The organism is Microcoleus sp. S13_C3 (genome assembly GCF_036700905.1).
Classification (GTDB): domain Bacteria; phylum Cyanobacteriota; class Cyanobacteriia; order Cyanobacteriales; family Microcoleaceae; genus Microcoleus.
The window spans coordinates 1-17,500 of the sequence record NZ_JAUBPT010000166.1; the positions used below are offsets into that span (position 1 = coordinate 1).

Below are 17,500 nucleotides of genomic sequence, written 5' to 3' on the forward strand. Positions count from 1 at the left end.
GACTAATTATGAAATGGAACCGAAAAATAAAAAATAAAGGTAACTTAGTTAATGCAGTTTAGATGTCGAACAGCTTATCATCAATATTTGCAACCAATTTAAAATATTCTTTTGAGGGGACTCAAGGCGAGGTAGATGTCTTAGCTGTTGTAGATAATTGCCTATTTATATTTGAATGCAAAAACTCCTTGCATCCTTGTAATGTATTTGAATTGAGAACCACTTATGATTGCATTCAGAAAGCCGCAACTCAATTGACTCGCTTCCAAGATTTATGGCAGCAAGAACCTTTCAGAACGTATTTAGCAAAGAAGATTAAAACACAGCCTAATTTGCCATCCCAATTATGTTCATGTATTGTCATGGGAAATCGAATGTTTTCAGGTTTACGTGAACAAGGGCATAGCGTCAGACCAATCCGGGAGCTTTGTTACATCATCTCTAAAGGAGAAATTCTACTTAATGCATATAATATTTATGACCCAGATGCAGGTAAAAAGAGCATTATCAAATTTAAACTATGGAAGGAAGACCAATTAAAGGCAGAAGATTTATTGGGTTATATTCAAGAAGATTATCTTCATAAGTGCTATTTCAATTCTCTGATCAGAATTGAGCAAACAATTAAACTGAAGAACAAATCTCTAGTTCAAGAGTCGTATGCTTTTAGTCATGAGAGGTTTCTTGAGCAGTTAGTAGATAACTTTAGATTTACAGAGAATCTGTAGGGCTTTCCTAGGTATCCTCAGAGTATTACACCAAGCTGTTTTTAGCTTGTTTTGATCTCTAACCTCGCGCTAACTCCATCGTGAAAACTAACATTTTCTATTGAGTTATGCAAAATTTGGTGATTAGCCTGACTTTCTTGCGTCTAACTCTGGAATTCGGGCAATAAGCAGCGCCCTAAAACAAGCTCGATCGCCAATTAACAAAAAATCGCAGCATCTGCGACAGAATCATATCAAGTCAATCCCGCAATAATATTGACACTCATAGCCAGAATAGCGGTGTTAAAAAAGAACGACAGCACGCTGTGAAAAAGCACGAGATACCTCGTCGAACGAGAAGTGATCTGCACGTCTGCAACTTGGCAAGTCATGCCAATACCAAAGGAGAAATATAAAAAATCTTTGTAATCTGGTTCCTCGTCACCCGGAAAATCCAAACCCCCCGCCTGTAAGTAACTGCCGTGCTGCTTGCTGCGGTTTTTGTAGTAGCTGCGGGCATAGTGCATGGTGAAGATAGTGTGCACCTGCATCCAAGACCCAACAATTGTGAGGACAGAAAGCCCCAAGTGCAGAAATAGCAAATTCGGCGACAGGCCTTTGGTATCGCGCAGCAAAAAGAAGATGGCTAACAAGCTAGCACAAGCCGCTGCCACGATCGTACTTAAGATTGTTAAGCGGCCAGCATCCAACTGCTGAGCGTGGTGGCGCATCATTTCGGGAGTGCCTTGCAGCATCAGCATCCAAGTCAAAAGCAGGAAACTGACAGCGCCCGCGTTCCAAATGCACAGCGTCCGAGTCAGGAGGAAATAGTGAGGCGGCAGGAAAACAGCGACTGCTATAGCGAACAGAACAGACGCAAACAGGCGGTGCCGGACGCTCCAGAGCCAGTGCATTTTAGATAGGCGAACGTTTTTCACCATGATTTAGTATAAGTTAGGAACGGTAAGGGTTAGAAAATCTTAACTCCTATCTTTTCAGGAAATCCCCAAAGATAATGAATTGGTAACGCGCAGCACAGGCAGGATATTTCATGCCTTTCGATAGATCGATCGACCTCAACCTTCTAGGTACAGTGGGAGAAAATATAAATTGTGGCTTGAAATTATGGCATCCTCCCAACCCCTCAAAGGAATTGAATTGATCGACTGCGCCAAAGCAAACGCCCAACAAGGAATCGCCACAGCCGCGAAGCTTTGTGGCTACGGAGGCGACCTCAACACCTTCGAGCGGGAACTGAAACAGGCTTGCCAAGACATTGGCGTCGAAGTCAAGGAGTTAAACGACTTGATTACGAATCAGCAGATGATGAAACAAGGAATGGGCATTGAAATCGCTCCAGATACTCCCTCCGAACTCTAGGCTCAATCTCCACCGCACCAGTTTTAGAGCTAAGATTGCCCTGAGACCCGTATTTTGAGTCTGCTAGCTGAGGCAGGCTAGAATGTTTTGCATGGGAGCTTCCGACTTTTGGCAGGAGTCGTGTTTTCTCCCGCGAACAGGGTGCTTTCTGGAGGGTGCACAGATTGTTAGGAGGACTGTCGTGTCAGATCAGCAAGACCGAATTATGCGTTTGTTTATAGAGGAGGCTAAGGAGCACCTCGATACTCTAGAAAATGGTTTAGTGGATTTAAAGTCCACGATGAAAGACCCCGAAAGCGTCCAAGAGATGTTTCGAGCCGCCCATTCCGTGAAAGGAGGGGCGGCTATGCTTGGCTTAGATAGTATTAAAACAACCGCTCACCGCTTGGAAGATTGTTTTAAGGTGCTCAAGGACGGGCCCGTCAAGCAGGTTGACCAAACGGCAGAATCCCTATTTTTAAAGGGAGTTGATACGCTTAAGGACTTGCTGGGGCGACTGGAGGGGCCTTTCGGCTTGAGGAATGAGGAGGGAGAAAAACTCGTGCAGCAGGTGATGCCTGTTTTTGCTCAACTGGAAACTCACCTCGATAAATTGGCGTCGGGCAAAGTGCAGGGTGCTGCTGGGGCTGGTACGCCCGCCACTCCAACAGCGGGCGCTGTGCCGGCGAATTTTGCGGTTGAAGTGATGACTTTACTCAAAGAAATGTTGCAGGTGTTCAAGCAGAAAGAATCGGCTGCTAGTCGCTCTGAGTTGACGGCTGTGTGCGTTCGCCTCTATAAATTGGGAGGTAAAATTGAGACTTGGCAAAATTTAGTAAAAACAGCTAGAGCCGCGATCGTTAATCCCAAAAACTCTTATAAAGTCTTAGCTCCCCTGATTATCAAAGAACTCAAGGAAGCTGGCGATTTAGTACAAGTGGGGAAAGTCAAGACGATCGTTCCGAGTAAAAATTTGCTACTTTTGGCAGCAAGCCCAAAACCAGCAGAGGCAAGCCCCCCAGCCGTTCCAGCAGCCCCAGCAGCAGCCTCGAAGCAAGTAGCTCTTCCAGCCGAACCGAAGGCGGTAGTCAAGCTTTTGCTCAAAACTTTCAACAAAAAGCAACTCTCGGAAATCGCCAAGTTATTGGTTAACGCCATCAAATCCTCGAACTAGGAGGTGTTGCAGTAGAAGATAGAGTTGAGCAGCAACTCGAAAAAATTCACTCAGTCGAGTCATCGAGCTAGGAGGTGTTGCAGTAGAAGATAGAGTTGAGCAGCAACTCGAAAAAATTCACTCAGTCGAGATTTTTGCCCTCTACCTTCTACTGTTGGGCAAGCCTGCGTTAGAATTAGTGGATATGTAGGCGTGCAATATTGTACCAGAATTAAAAATCGAGCAGGCTTTATAAGGCGGTAGCTGTGAAACCAATTCGTTCATTAGAAGATGCTTTAAACCGCTGTCAGGCGATGGGAATGCGCTTGAGCCGCCAGCGTCGATTTATTCTAGAACTTTTGTGGGAGGCAAAAGAACACCTCTCGGCTCGCGAAATTTACGATCGCCTCAACAAACAAGCGCATTCGATCGGGCATACTTCTGTTTATCAAAATCTAGAAGCTTTGTCGAGAGAAGGGATTATTGAGTGCATAGAACGCTCGGAGGGACGCTTGTACGGCAATGTCAGCGACTCTCACTCTCACGTCAATTGTCTTGATACGGCTCAGATTCTAGACGTTCATGTGGAATTGCCGATCGACTTGATCGAGCTAATCCAAGAGCAAACGGGTGTCAAAATTGTAGACTACCGGATAGATTTCTACGGATATCGATCGGCAGAGTCCGCCACGCAAGCATCGAGTGTCAGCAATACGCCAAAGGCTTCGTAACCGATAAAGCAGCGGCTGTTGGAAGCAAAACCGATCTTTGGGCTGGGTCGATCGGTGGTATAAAATGATTTAAGTATTTAGCTGGGTTCGATCGGGTTTTTGCCGTCGCCCGCCGGAATTCGGCACAACAGTAGAAAAAAAATGAAGACAGAAAAATGAAACTCGATCGACAAGTTTGGCGATCGGGAATAAAATTTACGACTAAACCCAAAAAATCAATCCTATCCCCTACAGGTAAAAGTGTAGACCAAATCCGGCTTTAATACCCCCTTTATTTTTAAATCAGCTTGGAGTGAAGCAAAGTTTGTGTAGTTGCGGTTTCAACCGCTGAGTCCGATCGTGGAATTTCTGACCCGGATTTAATATGAGAGCTTAGTTGAATCCCTCTCACAATTCACGTGCAGAGTCAATTCTAAAATCTAAAATCTAAAATCTAAAATCTAAAATTGCTCGACAGACGGGGGCTTTATAATGTTTTTTCAGCTAAACTGCCCCGGAATCTGTCAATAACTGTTTGATAACTGGTATGATTTACGTGCTTCGAGAGCCTAAAATACTCGGAAGCAACCAGTGGGGCCAGACACGAACCTCACTATAAAACACCGTAGAGGGAAAGATGGCCAGTACCTTGAAGGAAGTTCTCGATCTCCTTAACAGGAGTCAGAAGCCGACATCACAATCTATGATTTGATGTGGGAGTGTCACGTGAAGAGTGCGCATTACAGGACAGGCTGAAGTAATGGCGAGACGACAATCTGACCAATTCCACACACCACCGCAATACAACCCCTCCCCTAAACCGACGGCACAGTTCAGTGCAGAGGCGACAGGGGATGCGAGTTCCTTCGTAACGGCCGGGCCGACCGAGGGAAAAAGAACTTTTTGGCAGTGGCAGCTGATCTGGCTGAGTCTCCTGGTGGGATTTGGAGTAACCGGTGCTGCTGCATTTCTGTGGTTGCTGACGATGCCGCCACCGCCAAATTGCCAGCAACTGTCGCCACTGGCGGCGGACGGAGAGCGACTTTACTGCGCTCAACAAGCTGCTAAGTCGGGCAAGCTAGAACAGCTAGAATCGGCAATGGCATTGGTGCAGGCTTGGCCGAAAGAACATCCGCTATACTCCCAAGGTCAACATTTGATAGGGGAATGGTCGAAAGCCATTCTGGGATTTGCCAGGGCAAAAATTGAACAGGGCGATTTGAAAGGCGCTCTGGAGATTGTGGCGAAAATTCCGAAAACCAGTCCCTCTTACCCAGAGGTAGAGGAGGCTGTGACTGCTTGGGAAAAAAATTGGCAGGAGGGCCAAAAACTCTACGAGACAGCCCTAGCAGCTTTGAAAAGTGAGGATTTAAAAAAGGCTTGGGATTATGCTCAAGCTTTGTTTAAGCTGGAAAATATTTTCTGGAGTCAAAAGCGGTACAACGAGCTGATCCAGCAGATTTCTATGGAAAGAAACGGCTGGCAGCGCTTGCAAGAGGCTAGAGATTTGGCGAAGGACGGAACTCCGCAAAAGTTCGCTGAGGCAATCGTCCTGGCTCGCAAAATAGACTCGCAGCTTTTTGCCCGCGCTAAAGCTGAGAAGGAAATTGAGGGCTGGAGCCGGACTTTGCTGGCAATGGCTACTAAGCGGTTGGGGGCGAAAGACCTGCCGGGGGCGATCGAGGCTGCTTCGGTTGTGCCGCAGGATTCCCCGCTGTTTGCGGAAGCTCAAGATTTGATGCAGTTGGGTAGGGCTCAGGCAGTGACGTGGAACCAGTCGATATCAACTCCGCTGCCACAACACATTTTTAGCTTGCTGGAAGGGCAGGGGGCTGCTATCCAAATTGCTCCGGGTCGCCCTCTGTACAAGCAAGCTCAAGTTCAAGTTGAAAATTTGCAGGTGCAGTTTCAAGATTTGCTGCGGCTGCAAGTGGCGAGCACGATCGCGAGTTTTGGTCAGATAGGGACGTTTAGACTCGCGATCGAGCAAGCGCAAACCATCGGAGTCAAGCAGCCACGGCGGGTTCACGCTCAAACTTTGGTGGCTTCTTGGCGCCGGGAAATTCAGCGGATCGAAGACGAATCTTTTCTGACTCTGGCGAAGCAGTTGGCAGAATCGCAAACGGTTGAAGGACTCAAGGCGGGCATCGCTCAGGTAGTCCTGGTTGCTCAAAACCGTCCCCGCAGGATAGAAGCGCAAACTCTCTTGGCTCAGTGGACGAAGCGCATAGAAGTTATTGAAGATCAGCCTTTTTTGGATGAAGCGATCGCCCTGGCGAAGCAAGGAAAACTTAGTGCTGCTATTGAAAAAGCTTCGGCAATTAAGAGCGGTAGGATTTTGTACACGAAAGCTCAGGAGAATGTCTCTGAGTGGGTGAGCGAACTGCAAGTTGCTCAAGACAGACCGATTCTCGATCGAGCTGCGGAATTGGCGTCTCAAGGCAGTCTAGGAGCGGCGATCGATACGGCTTCCCAAATCGGTTACGGTAGGGCGCTGTATTCAGAGGCCGCAGGGGCGATCGGGCGCTGGAGTGCTGAACTTAGAGCCAACAGTGCGCCGCCGCGGGAACCCGCTCGCGAGTACGCGCCGGAACCCGCTCGCGATGACGCGCCAGCTCCTCGACAGGAGGAGTACGCGCCAGCTCCTCGACAGGAGGAGTACGCGCCAGCTCCTCGACAGGAGGAGTACGCGCCAGCTCCCCAGCCTGACTATCCGCCTGCGAGACAAGAGGCCCCGGCTCCGGAACCTTACAATCCGCCTGCTAGGGAGCCGGAACCTTACTATCCGCCTGCGAGACAAGAGGCCCCGGCTCCGGAACCTTACTATCCGCCCGCCAGGGCTCCGGAACCTTACTATCCGCCCGCGAGACAAGAGGCCCCGGCTCCGGCCCCGGAACCTGCTGCTCCTCCTCCGGCTCCGGCTCCGGAACCGCCGCCGCCCTCGATTCCTGACTCGGCTGGGCCTCCTGATGCTAATTTGATTCCCGAGTAATTGGGTTTTCGCGCGATCGAGCTCTAAAATCTCCAATCTAAAATCGAGTGAGTAATTTCCAACTGCTGACGATCGATGGCGACCCCATTTTCCGGCTGGGGCTGCGAGTTGCTTGCGAGCAGTATCCAGACTTGCACGTTGTCGCAGAGGTTTCAAGGGGAACCGAGGCTTTGGGGATTCTAGAAGCTCGCTCGATCGGCTCTGGAGCAGCCAAGAAGCCCGCAGATTTGGTAATTTTGGCTGTTGAGACCCTAAATTTGCGATCGGGCCAAACAGAGGCGCTGGCATTTTGTCGCGAACTCAAAAGTTTGTACCCCAACCTGCCCCTGTTGCTGCTAAGCGGGCCCCTGACACCGGAGCTGTTGGCTCAGGTACAGGTGGCGGGCGCGAATGGCTATTGTCCTAAAGGTAGAGATATTTCCTTGACAATCGAAGCTATTCGCGCGGTGGCATTGGGTCGCACTTATTGGCCGACGGATGCGGCAACTAACCCGGAAATAGAACTAAATGCAGCGGCGGTTCAAACACTAGAAAACTCCGCAGCAATTGCAGATAAAAATGCAGATAATTCGGCAATAAATACGCCAGTACACAAAAAAATTCTGGCTTATTTTTGTCATTCTGGACTACGGGAAATAGATGCAACTTTGGCAGTTGTCCAAGCTGATTTGCAAGATATCAGAGCTGCCGATCCGACAGATTTGCCCTCTATTTTAGATGGGGTTATACTCAGCGGACACCGCCGAGAATTGCTCGCAGCTCGTTGGATTGTCAGTCAGTTATTATTTGAAGGAAAAGGGGAGAGGGAAAAGGACAGAAGGCAGAGGACAGAAGGCAGAGAGGAGATGAGAGAAAGCAGAAGGCACAAAGAAGAAATTAGAGGGGAGAATTTGTTAAATAATTCTCAATCGCAATTAGCGAATTCCCATGTTTCGCCTGAATCTTTGGTGGTTGCAACTAATTGGCAAGGTAGCTTGTTTGACTCGGCTGCAGAAAAATTGCAGTTTGATTTGGTGAATTTGACTGGCTTGCCTTTGGAAATCGATATTTTGCGATCGACTAAAAAGCGTGAATTGATGAGTTCCATCCTGCGGAAGTTAAAGGATTTGCTGGAGGAATTGCGCTTTTCGCAAGTGCAGCCAACTCAATTGTCGCAAAAAATGCCTGCTATTTTACGGGATTTGTGGCAGGCGACAATCATAGATTTTTTTGGCAGATACTATACACTGCAAACGGGAGAAACTCGGGTTTTTGATGACAGTCAAACAAGCTTGAAACTGGCAGAAAGTCAAGGGGAAAGCGCTGCTGATATCTTGGCAGGCAGCGCTGTAGAAGTTGTGCCGATGCTGCTGGCAGATGCTGATGTAGTTGCAGCAGAAATCCTTGACAAAATACCGATGACAGTTGATTTTTTTGCACATTTGCTATTTGAAATTCCTCTAACAGTTGACAATATTTCTTGTGTTGCTGGCAGCCCGGAAGCAATGCAGCGAGCTGAAGCTTTGTTAGAAAATTTGGCCATTCAAGTTGCTAGCGGAGTGGTACAGCCTCTACTAAATAATTTGGCGAATATTGAGGAAATAAAGCAAATTTTTTACGATGGTAAGTTGATTTCGACACGAGAAATTGAGCGGTTTCGGAATGAGTTGTCGTGGAGATATAGCTGGGATAGATATTTTGTGGAACCGAAAGCTATTTTTGAAAGCAGGTTTTGGTTGTTTGTTTTGGGCGATTCTGGAATTAAGAAAATTTCTATTTATGCTCCAAGAAATCTGGAGTTAGCACAGTTGTCTGGGTGGCAGTTAGCCTTGACTTTGCTGCTGGAAACCAGGGATGCGATCGCACCTAGAGTTCGCGCGGTTATTTCCCTGTTGGGTGCTGGGGTTGTTTACGTTTTGACTCAGGTTATAGGCCGGGGAATTGGTTTGATTGGGCGGGGAATTATCCAGGGGATTGGTAATTCTTTGCAGGATAGCAAGTTTGGGAAAAATGGGTAATTGGGAATTGGGCATCGGGAATTGGGCATCGGGCATTGCTAATTGATAATATTGATAATTGGGCATTGGTAGTGATATTATAGGTAGGATAGATATGAGATGTGACACCATTATCAATAACCTGTAGGGGCGGGTTTTTCCAACAATATTTGGTTGAGATCGAGAGTCTCATAAACCCGCCCCTGCCCAACGGTAAATCGCGGTCGATCGACCGGATTTGATATAACTTACTGCTATAGGGTTGACATTTGATGAGTATTATGATATCGATAGATGCCGATCGCATAAACAGTTTAGATTTGTCTCCCGTGCGGACTGTGATCGAAAAGTGGCTGGCCGAAGGAGCGATCGCCCAAAACGAACAACAGGTACAATTTGAAATTGAGTATCCGCGCGAAGAGTTAGATCCGCGAGAAATTTCAGAAATTCCCGAAGTGCGACTGTGGTTTATTCGCTTGGATGCTTGTTATCCTTGGCTGCCATTTTTGCTGGATTGGAAAGCGGGAGAATTGGCGCGCTATGCGGCGATGTTGGTGCCGCACCAGTTCCACCGCACCCAAGGTATTCAGTACAATCCTGAAGCTTTGGAAATGTTTTTGATGAACAAAATTTTTGTGTTGACTGATTGGTTGAATCAGCAGGGAATTCCGAGTAAATCGAAGTTGATGGCCATGTCCCAGATGTTTGGTTATGATTTGGAGGATGCTTTTTTTGATGTGATTTTGCCACACAAATAAGCGATCGCACTCAAATTAACATAGTCCTAATTAGATAGGCGACTCTATACCTAAAGACTAAGTAGAAAGGTATAAATTCGGTTTCTTCCCTTGTGGGGCGGGCTTTCCAGTCCGCCTCCGCAGCTATAAGTTCTATCCGCAACAGGTTAATTAAGCTTAACAGCAACCGGAATCAGACTTTAATACAATCCTTAAACCAGCGCGCCTCAAAAAATTGTTGCTGGACTTCAGAATTTTCTCAGAATTGAGAGTTAGTTTAAAGAGACAACGATCGCCCGATTCAATCGATCGAGGAAATTTCCCATGAAAACAGATTACCTCATCGTCGGCAGTGGTTTATCAGCACTGGTTTTCGGAGCTTTGATGGCAAACTCCGGCAAAACCGTACACATCCTCGAAGCTCACGAGCATCCCGGAGGCTTTGGTCACACCTTTACGATGGCCAAAAAATACACCTTTAATGCCCAATTCCACTACGTGTGGGACTGCGGCGAAGGACATACAGTCAATCGAGTTCTCAAAAAACTCGGTCTCGATCGAGATGTCACCTTTGAACGGTACGATCCGAATGGCTACGACCACATGAGGATGCCTGGGTATGCGCTCGATATTCCCTCGGAACCAGAGGAACTGATCCGGCGATTGTCGGCGCTGTTTCCCGAAGCGGGCGAGAGAATTCGCAAATTCGTCAACGAAGTCGAGAAAACCGGCGCGGGACTCAGAAAACTCGCTCCTCCCGTCAAACCAATTGAATTGCTCAAAAATTTCGGTGACGTATTCTGTGCTGTCCAACATCTCAATAGTACACTTCAGGACGTTTTCGACAAGTTCCAACTCCCGCAAGCCGCCCAAACCCTATTAGCCCTGCAATGGCCGGACTTTTTGCTGCCTCCAAATCAGCTTTCTTTCTATGCTTGGATTGCCTTGTTTAGAGGCTATCAAGAAGGTGCATTTTACCCGACGCAGCATTTTGAATCTGTCATCAATTCTTTAGTTAAAGTCATTGAATCCAACGGAGGGAAAGTTCTATTAAACCATGAAGTCACGAATTTTAGGGTGACAAACAGAACAGTAACTGGTGTGGAAGCGATGGATTTGACCACCCATCAAACCCATGAATTCACGGGCGACACGGTGATTTGCAACCTTGACCCGAAAAGAGCGGCCAAGATGATTGGAGAGGAACTGTTCTCTAAAAAAGTGCGACGGAAACTCAACTATGAGTATTCTGCATCTAACTACATGGTGTACTGCGTTGTCAAAGATATCGATCTCCGAGACTATGGATTTGGCAAGTGGAATACGTTCCATTCTGAGCACTTGGATCTAAATGAAGCGTTTGCTCAAATGTATGAGCAAAATGATTTTTCTCGTCCGAGCTTTGCAATTACAACGCCAACTTTACTGACCCAAGCGCGGCGGGATTGTCCAGAAGATTGTCAAATTGTCGAATTTCTGACTGTTGCTAATTACAGCTATTTTAAACAGCTTTGGGAGACGGATCGCAAAGCTTACAGACAGAAAAAACAAGAGATTCTGGACTCGATTTTAGATGTTGTTGAAAAACACTATGTTCCGAATTTCCGCAAACACATGGTCTTTCATGTTACCGGAAGTCCGACGACTAACGAGCGCTTCTGTTGGTGTCCTAACGGTAATTCCTACGGTTCCAGCCTGACGCCGCGCAACATGGGGGTCGATCGACTAAATCATGAAACATCCCTCAACAATTTCTATTTCTGCAACGCCTCCTCTGGCTATCCAGGCTTTGCGCCGACATTTTGGACGGGGGCGCTGCTTTATCAACGTTTATCCGGCGATGCGATTTTAGGCTAGGAGGAATTGGTTACTCGGCGATTGAAATCGCTACTACAGAAACGAAGTCTGCCTCCGCAGACTAAAAAATAAAAAGGGCATCACATCCAACCTGGCAACGAGAGAAAGCTAGAAAAAGGTTCTTGTCCCCCCCTTATTAAGGGGGGTTAGGGGGGATCGGATCGTTTCTCCAACAGCTCTTAAGCATTCGATGATTAATGTTCCATTCTATCAATCTAGGAGTGAACTATGAGAATTGCAATTGTTGGGGGCGGAGCCAGTGGTATGGCAGCAGCCTACTGGCTCTATAAACAGGGACATCACGTCACTGTGTTGGAAAGTCAGCCGATTTTAGGCGGACACATTCGGACGCTGAACAAAAATGTTGTACCCAATCAATCGGAGTGCAATGAAATATTAGAAAATGGGGTGCTGGAATTTCCGACTGTATTTTACAATTTCGTGGCTTTTATGCAGGAACTAGGCGTTGAATTAGAACCAGTGCAGATTGGTTCCGCGCTGTTTTTTAAAGATGGCACCCACTTTTTGTCTGCGGTATCTATCCAAAAGAATTTCACCGGAATCCAACGCCTGATCGAGTATTTGTGGCTTGATAGTCTCTACGCTCGTTCGGCGGGATTTATTTTAAAAATGCGGTTTGCTAAACAGCATGATTTCTACGACATGTCGCTTTCTGAGTCTTTGAAAAGCTCGTGCGTCCGCAATTATTGGCTGAAGTTGCTGACGATGTACAGCTACTCGATACCGTTTGAATTGCTCGACAATTTCCCGGCAGAATTAGCGATGCCTGTTCTACGCGAATATGGCTTGGTCAACTGGGTGAGGATTAAAGGCGGGGTGTATTCTTACATTGAAAAGATTTTGGAGCGGTTTAAGGGCGATATACGGCTAAATGTGGAGATTGCCAATATTTTTAGAAGTGCGGATGCTGTAAAAATGGTGCTTTCTGATGGGGAAATCCAGGAATTTGATAAGGTGGTTTTTGCGATGCCACCAGACCAAGTTATGAGGTTATTGTCTGATCCAACGGAGGCGGAAAGCAAGCGGTTTTCGGCGTGGAAAGCCAATTATGCCACCACTGTACTGCATTCGGATACATCGATGTACGATCGCTACGGTATCCGCAAGTTATCTGAATTTGATTTTTTCGAGACGGACAAAGGGTGGGGATATAATGCGAGCTTAAATCAGCTTTGCGGCATCTCATCGCCACGAGAGTACAGTTTAGCATTTCAACTGGAGGAGTCGATCGCCCAACAGCACATTATTCACATTCAGAAACATCACACGCCGCTGTACACTGTCGAGTCTTTTCGATATAGAAATGAAGTTATCGAGACTAATGGCGAGAACAACACTTATCATGCGGGAGCTTATTTGGGGGATGGTTTGCACGAAGGAGCCATTACCTCTGCTTTGCGAGTCGCGAAATTAATCGGGTGAGTTCAATTGTGGCGCTAGAAACTCTCGCAAATTTCGGTAAATTTCTTGCCGATGCAGCACTCTCACAAAAGTCATGATGTTTGCATCAAAAGTTAAACCAATGCGAGAGTCGTCCACTCGGATGCGAAATTAATTTTTGGCCTTGCCTAAGCTGCGACACCACGTGCTGCAGTTAAGTAGACATCATGGCTCACAGATGCGGGCATTGTTGATCCGCCTAACTGAGTACCCTCAAAGTTGGTTCCCGTGAATGTTGCCCCGCTCAAGTCGGCTTCACTCAAGTCTGCATAGCACAGCCTAGCCCAATCGAGGTTTGCCTGCACCAAAGAAACTCCCACCAGATTTGCCCTGGTTAAATCTGCTCCCATCAACTTGACGCCCCGCAACTGAGCCCCGGCGAGATTGGCAGCTAACAAGTTCGAGCCTTCCAGGTTTACCCCGTTCAGTTTGGCTTCGCTGAGGTTGACGCCATTGAGATCCGTCCTGCTCAGGTCGATCCCGTTGATGTAAGCTTTCCTGAGATAGATGCCTGTTAGTTGAGCGCCAAAAAGCTTTGCACCGCTGAGTTTTGCGCCTCCGCAGTTTGCCCAGTTGAGGTTTGCTCCCGTGAGGTTGGCGCCGCGCAGGTTGATGAATTGCATGTCGGCTGTACACAAATTGGCGTTCCAGAGGATGGCACTCCGCAGGTTGCTACCGATGAGTTGGGCGCCACTCAACTTTGCTCTGGGCAGTTTTGCTTTGACGAGGAAAGCTCCGTTGAGATTGGCTTTTGTAAGCTCTGCGTCGGCTAGCCTGGCTTGGCCCATTTTGGCAAAACTCAGATTTGCCCTGTAAAGGTTTGCGCCGTTGAGTTCTGCTTTGGTGAGATGCGCCCGACTCAGGTTAGCTCCCGACAGGTTAGCCCTCGAAAGGTTTACGCCAACCAACATAGCTCCGCTGAGGTTTGCTCCGCTGAGGTTGGCATCAGCAAAGTCTCTGTTTCCATTTTCGTACTGTTTGAGCAGCTCGGTTACTTCCATACGGGTCACATTCCTAACAGCAGAAATTCATCTACGAATAAACACTCTTTATAAGTATTTTATCTCAAAGGGACCGGATGCGATCGCACTTTCTTGAAAGCTGACAATTCACTTTATATTTATACATATACTTTGTTCTTTTTGCAGAGTCCCGACCGTTTTGAGGTCATAGTCTGAAACCCTTGATTTACTTAGCCTCTAGTGTGCTTCGGCAAGCGTTGCGATCGTACTGAGATCCGTGAAACCGTTATTCTGAGTAGGTAAGCCATCAAACACTGTCCGAAGTGTTAATCAATAGTAAAATCAATATTTTTGTTGTCCACTGTGGCTAACAGCTTTTTTAAACCGAGACTGCAAATTTGTTGGTTGTGTTTGCGTCAGGTGTCGCGAAGGCTGGCATGGCCATAGCTGCATATTTTATCTACTGTCATTCGATTTTAGATTTTAGATTTTAGATTTTGGATTGACTTGCGCGAGATAAATTCGGGGGCGTGAGGATTTTAGATTTTAGATTTTGGATTGATTCCACGGATAAATCACGTGGCGGGTACCACCTTTGAAATTCTTGGTCATTTTTTAGGAAAATTAGATGTGGAACAACAGCTTAATCAGCGAAAATTTTTCTCCGTTGTCTCGCAGCAGTTAGACGATCGTGCTTTTCCATATTTCCTTGAGTCATCGGGGTTAAAAGTAATTTCAGACATTGTACTTCTGAGGAATTTATCGATATGCCTAACGGTAGAGGCTATTCATTCAAAACGTAGGTGATAATCTACAGCAGATTGTACAAAACTAACAGCGAGTAATACCTGTATAGGCTCACCCCCTCAACTGGCAGTTAGGCAAATGTGTCAATCTATGTTATGCTGAGTCAAAATTGAGGAATAATCATGTCAAAAGAAAGAAAAAGCAACAAAGAAGTCAAAAAGCCAAAGAAACAACCTGATGGTGTGGCTAAGCCGAAGGATGACAAAAAAAATTATGGTAGCACGGACGGCCGCAAGTAGAGATAGCTGCCAATCTCGGAACTGCGATTAATTTTGTTCAATTGTCATTAGTATCGATTTTTAACAAATTTAAATATCCTATTTTGGGATTATCCGAAAACAGGTTTATTATATCGAGGGAATATGCAGTGCTAAACCCCAAGTATAATGAAATCTGTTTTTAGGCATGAATATGAAACATTCCGTTGCTGTATGATTGCGGCTCGTAAAGAAGCGCAACTAACTCAGGAGTCTGTTGCTAAATCTCTTAAAAAGCCCCAGTCTTTCGTAGCCAAATATGAAAACGGTGAACGACGCTTAGATGTAATTGAGTTTCTGTTAGTTGCTCATGTAATTGGTGTAGATCCTTGCGATATTATTAGGAAAATTTCACAAAAAATATCTGAAGCATCTTGTGAGAGGGAGATATGAATACGCAAGATGTAATCAGACTTGCATCCCACTATCTAGATCGCTTATCGGGTAACACTTTCGACGTTTTAGAGGTATCTAAACCTGTTACCGTAGATGCAGCGGTGAACCTGTCTAAAGTTATCTCAAAGCTTTCGCCCTTAGTCGGAAATTTAATCGAATTTAACACCGTTGAATTCTTGAATCAACAAAATGAGTTCGCTGAATTTGGAAAGTGGCATAGGCAAGATCCGGGCTTTCCAGATACTATTTTCCTCGGCAGAGTTCAACCAACGCCAGGATTAGAAATTAAAGCGTGGTTCCCACTAGCAACAGAGATAACAGCACGTTTCAAAGATAGTCAAAATCACTTTAGGTTCGATCAGACCTACGTTGCTATCCTGGCATGGCTACCCGATAAAATCATCTATGGCAAGCCTCGCATTCTTGATGTGTGCGTTGTCTCTGGTTTATCGGTAGCTGTAGCGAGAGATACCCACTATCACAATCCGCCAGATTATCTTGTTTTAGAGCCGGAAGATACAACTCAAAGAACAGCAAATTTGCAACAAACAAACACCAGTGGATATAAATTCCAAGGCTCTGCTGAGGAGTTTTTAGAAGCTGAGAAAATAGTTGATTCATGGGGTACTAAAGGAAAAGTCTACCAACCAACTAGAGAGTATCAGCGCCTTCTGCGGGAGCTACGGATAAGCTGTGTTGCATCTAGATTGCCTATGGTATTAGAGAGGGAGAGGGGGAGAAGAGGAGAGGGGGAGAGGATTTGACGATTTTGGATGGGGACTCGAAATATACAATTTAAATGCACAACAGCTTATGCTATGAATATAGACTAGATACAAATTTCGCAAAGATGGACAGAATTGTACATCCCGGCATTGAGGAATTTAAGCGACGTGTCTACAATACTGAAGTTTCCGGTATGACCGTGGGTCGGTGGAATAAGCTTTTATCAAGTCGCCTAGAAGGCAGCATCAAGAAATCCCTACAAGATTATCTACAGATTAGAGAAGAGAGTATTGATGAGATTCTTGATTAAATCTCTGTACACCATAGTAGAAATAGTCGGGGTCTATCTCGCAAGAAAAGGCTTTTCGTTTTAGTTTACGTGCTGACAAAGCTGCACTGAAAAGTCCACCAAAAGGTTCCCATATCACATCGTTTTCATCGCTCGATGCCTCAACAATAAGGTTCATCAGATCCAAAGGTTTTTGGTTGAGATGTAATGCTTTTCCAGAGAGAGTTTTAACTCTCTCATCGCCCCGTAAAGCTTGACGCTCCCAAACGTTTGTAAAACCGTGAGGGCATCTAAATTTCGATCGCATCTTGCTCCATTCTTGTCCCGTTAAAGGCTGATTGCCATCCAGCGAAAAGTAGGGTTTTCCTTGAGGACTACCATACTCATTTGCATAGTTCACTAGCCTTTCAAACATCTCGGTCGGAGGGAAATACCACAAATGCCCTTGATCGAAGTATTTCCTGGTTGCTGCATCCACCACCCCGCAAGCATTATTGGCCCGTCGTAACGGCAACCCAGAGCGTTTCCACTCTCGCAATAACCACGCCTTTAAGGTAAGTTCATTAACGGTTACTTCTCTAACGTATTGAACGCAGACTTCTGTAACGACGGGGAACCTGCGAATTTTCTGTGTGTTAACATTCCCTGCGATATGACCTTTTCCCTTGTTCCAAATATTGGAATTGACATAGCGCCAACCATATTTTTCTAGAAGTGGATGCACAATAGCCCAACCAATCTCTGAATTCCAAAACCAGAGTGTTGTACAGGGTATGGCTGCTTTTGACCAGGCTTCGATATGAGGTTGATACCAATTAGGTAAATCAATGTGATCTGAGGTATCTCCTTCAAACCCAAGAATACCGTAAGCTCCATCTGAAACTATGACAGTAGGTTGCTCCCAATTGTCGTAGTGCTGGAGACTATCGCCGAGATATAAAGTAACCCACATTCCGCACTTCAAGTTGAAGTACGATAAAATAGAATACCCAAAAAGCCAAAAACCAGGATAATTCATAAAAAATACTGAACTCATTTGCGGAAATAAGAGAAATAAATAAGATATTAAATCTTTGATTCATAAAATGGTTTATGTAAAGCACTAAAAAGT

General features: G+C 46.0%; 16 protein-coding genes. 12 read left to right on the forward strand and 4 right to left on the reverse strand.

The window, feature by feature from the left end:
* Positions 1-62: 62 nt before the first annotated feature.
* Positions 63-728: a hypothetical protein gene (locus QUA16_RS30380; RefSeq protein ID WP_333107944.1), complete on the forward strand. Its 666-nt coding sequence runs from the start codon at positions 63-65 to the stop codon at positions 726-728.
* 233 nt (positions 729-961) lie between these two features.
* Here QUA16_RS30380 and QUA16_RS30385 read toward each other — a convergent pair whose 3' ends face one another.
* Entirely contained in the window at positions 962-1,648 is a 687-nt protein-coding gene (locus QUA16_RS30385) for a DUF1345 domain-containing protein (RefSeq protein ID WP_333107945.1), read from the reverse strand.
* A gap of 184 nt (positions 1,649-1,832) precedes the next feature.
* Between QUA16_RS30385 and QUA16_RS30390 the strand changes: the two genes are divergently transcribed.
* The 8 genes from QUA16_RS30390 to QUA16_RS30425 all read left to right on the forward strand — a co-directional run bounded on the left by QUA16_RS30390 (position 1,833) and on the right by QUA16_RS30425 (position 12,934).
* Positions 1,833-2,087, forward strand: coding sequence for a hypothetical protein (locus QUA16_RS30390; RefSeq protein WP_333069422.1), 255 nt, complete (start codon positions 1,833-1,835; stop codon positions 2,085-2,087).
* An 82-nt stretch (positions 2,088-2,169) separates the two neighbouring features.
* Positions 2,170-3,240: an Hpt domain-containing protein gene (locus QUA16_RS30395; RefSeq protein WP_333107947.1), complete on the forward strand. Its 1,071-nt coding sequence runs from the start codon at positions 2,170-2,172 to the stop codon at positions 3,238-3,240.
* 245 nt (positions 3,241-3,485) lie between these two features.
* Positions 3,486-3,950 carry a Fur family transcriptional regulator gene (locus QUA16_RS30400; RefSeq protein ID WP_333107948.1) on the forward strand — a complete coding sequence of 155 codons (465 nt, stop codon included), beginning with the start codon at positions 3,486-3,488 and terminating at the stop codon, positions 3,948-3,950.
* Positions 3,951-4,689: 739 nt separating this feature from the next.
* Positions 4,690-6,921, forward strand: a complete 2,232-nt coding sequence (locus QUA16_RS30405) for a hypothetical protein (RefSeq protein WP_333107949.1) — start codon at positions 4,690-4,692, stop codon at positions 6,919-6,921.
* A gap of 47 nt (positions 6,922-6,968) precedes the next feature.
* A complete protein-coding gene (locus tag QUA16_RS30410; protein ID WP_333107950.1) occupies positions 6,969-8,918 on the forward strand; it encodes a DUF3685 domain-containing protein in 1,950 nt (649 codons plus the stop codon).
* 251 nt (positions 8,919-9,169) lie between these two features.
* A complete protein-coding gene (locus QUA16_RS30415; RefSeq protein WP_333107951.1) occupies positions 9,170-9,655 on the forward strand; it encodes a CRR6 family NdhI maturation factor in 486 nt (161 codons plus the stop codon).
* Between the two features lie 303 nt (positions 9,656-9,958).
* On the forward strand, positions 9,959-11,491 hold the full coding sequence (locus QUA16_RS30420) for an NAD(P)/FAD-dependent oxidoreductase (protein WP_333107952.1): 1,533 nt from the start codon (positions 9,959-9,961) through the stop codon (positions 11,489-11,491).
* 228 nt (positions 11,492-11,719) lie between these two features.
* On the forward strand, positions 11,720-12,934 hold the full coding sequence (locus tag QUA16_RS30425; protein ID WP_333107953.1) for an FAD-dependent oxidoreductase: 1,215 nt from the start codon (positions 11,720-11,722) through the stop codon (positions 12,932-12,934).
* On the opposite strand, the gene QUA16_RS30430 is transcribed toward QUA16_RS30425, so the two are convergent.
* A complete protein-coding gene (locus QUA16_RS30430; protein ID WP_333181586.1) occupies positions 12,923-13,051 on the reverse strand; it encodes a hypothetical protein in 129 nt (42 codons plus the stop codon). The genes QUA16_RS30425 and QUA16_RS30430 overlap by 12 nt on opposite strands.
* Before the next feature lie 29 nt (positions 13,052-13,080).
* The gene (locus tag QUA16_RS30435) at positions 13,081-13,953 is read right to left on the reverse strand and encodes a pentapeptide repeat-containing protein (protein ID WP_333107954.1); all 873 of its coding nucleotides are present in this window, start codon (positions 13,951-13,953) and stop codon (positions 13,081-13,083) included.
* A gap of 1,154 nt (positions 13,954-15,107) precedes the next feature.
* On the opposite strand from QUA16_RS30435, the gene QUA16_RS30440 reads away from it, so the two are divergent.
* The 3 genes from QUA16_RS30440 to QUA16_RS30450 all read left to right on the forward strand — a co-directional run bounded on the left by QUA16_RS30440 (position 15,108) and on the right by QUA16_RS30450 (position 16,410).
* A complete protein-coding gene (locus QUA16_RS30440; protein ID WP_333107955.1) occupies positions 15,108-15,371 on the forward strand; it encodes a helix-turn-helix transcriptional regulator in 264 nt (87 codons plus the stop codon).
* Positions 15,368-16,138, forward strand: coding sequence for a hypothetical protein (locus QUA16_RS30445; protein ID WP_333107957.1), 771 nt, complete (start codon positions 15,368-15,370; stop codon positions 16,136-16,138). Before QUA16_RS30440 ends, QUA16_RS30445 begins: the two co-directional genes overlap by 4 nt.
* Before the next feature lie 86 nt (positions 16,139-16,224).
* Positions 16,225-16,410, forward strand: a complete 186-nt coding sequence (locus QUA16_RS30450) for a hypothetical protein (RefSeq protein WP_333181587.1) — start codon at positions 16,225-16,227, stop codon at positions 16,408-16,410.
* Here QUA16_RS30450 and QUA16_RS30455 read toward each other — a convergent pair.
* Positions 16,376-17,341 (reverse strand): DNA methyltransferase, encoded by a 966-nt coding sequence (locus tag QUA16_RS30455; protein WP_333107958.1) that lies wholly within the window; start codon positions 17,339-17,341, stop codon positions 16,376-16,378. The two genes, QUA16_RS30450 and QUA16_RS30455, sit on opposite strands and share 35 nt — an antisense overlap.
* Between the last annotated feature and the right edge of the window lie 159 nt (positions 17,342-17,500).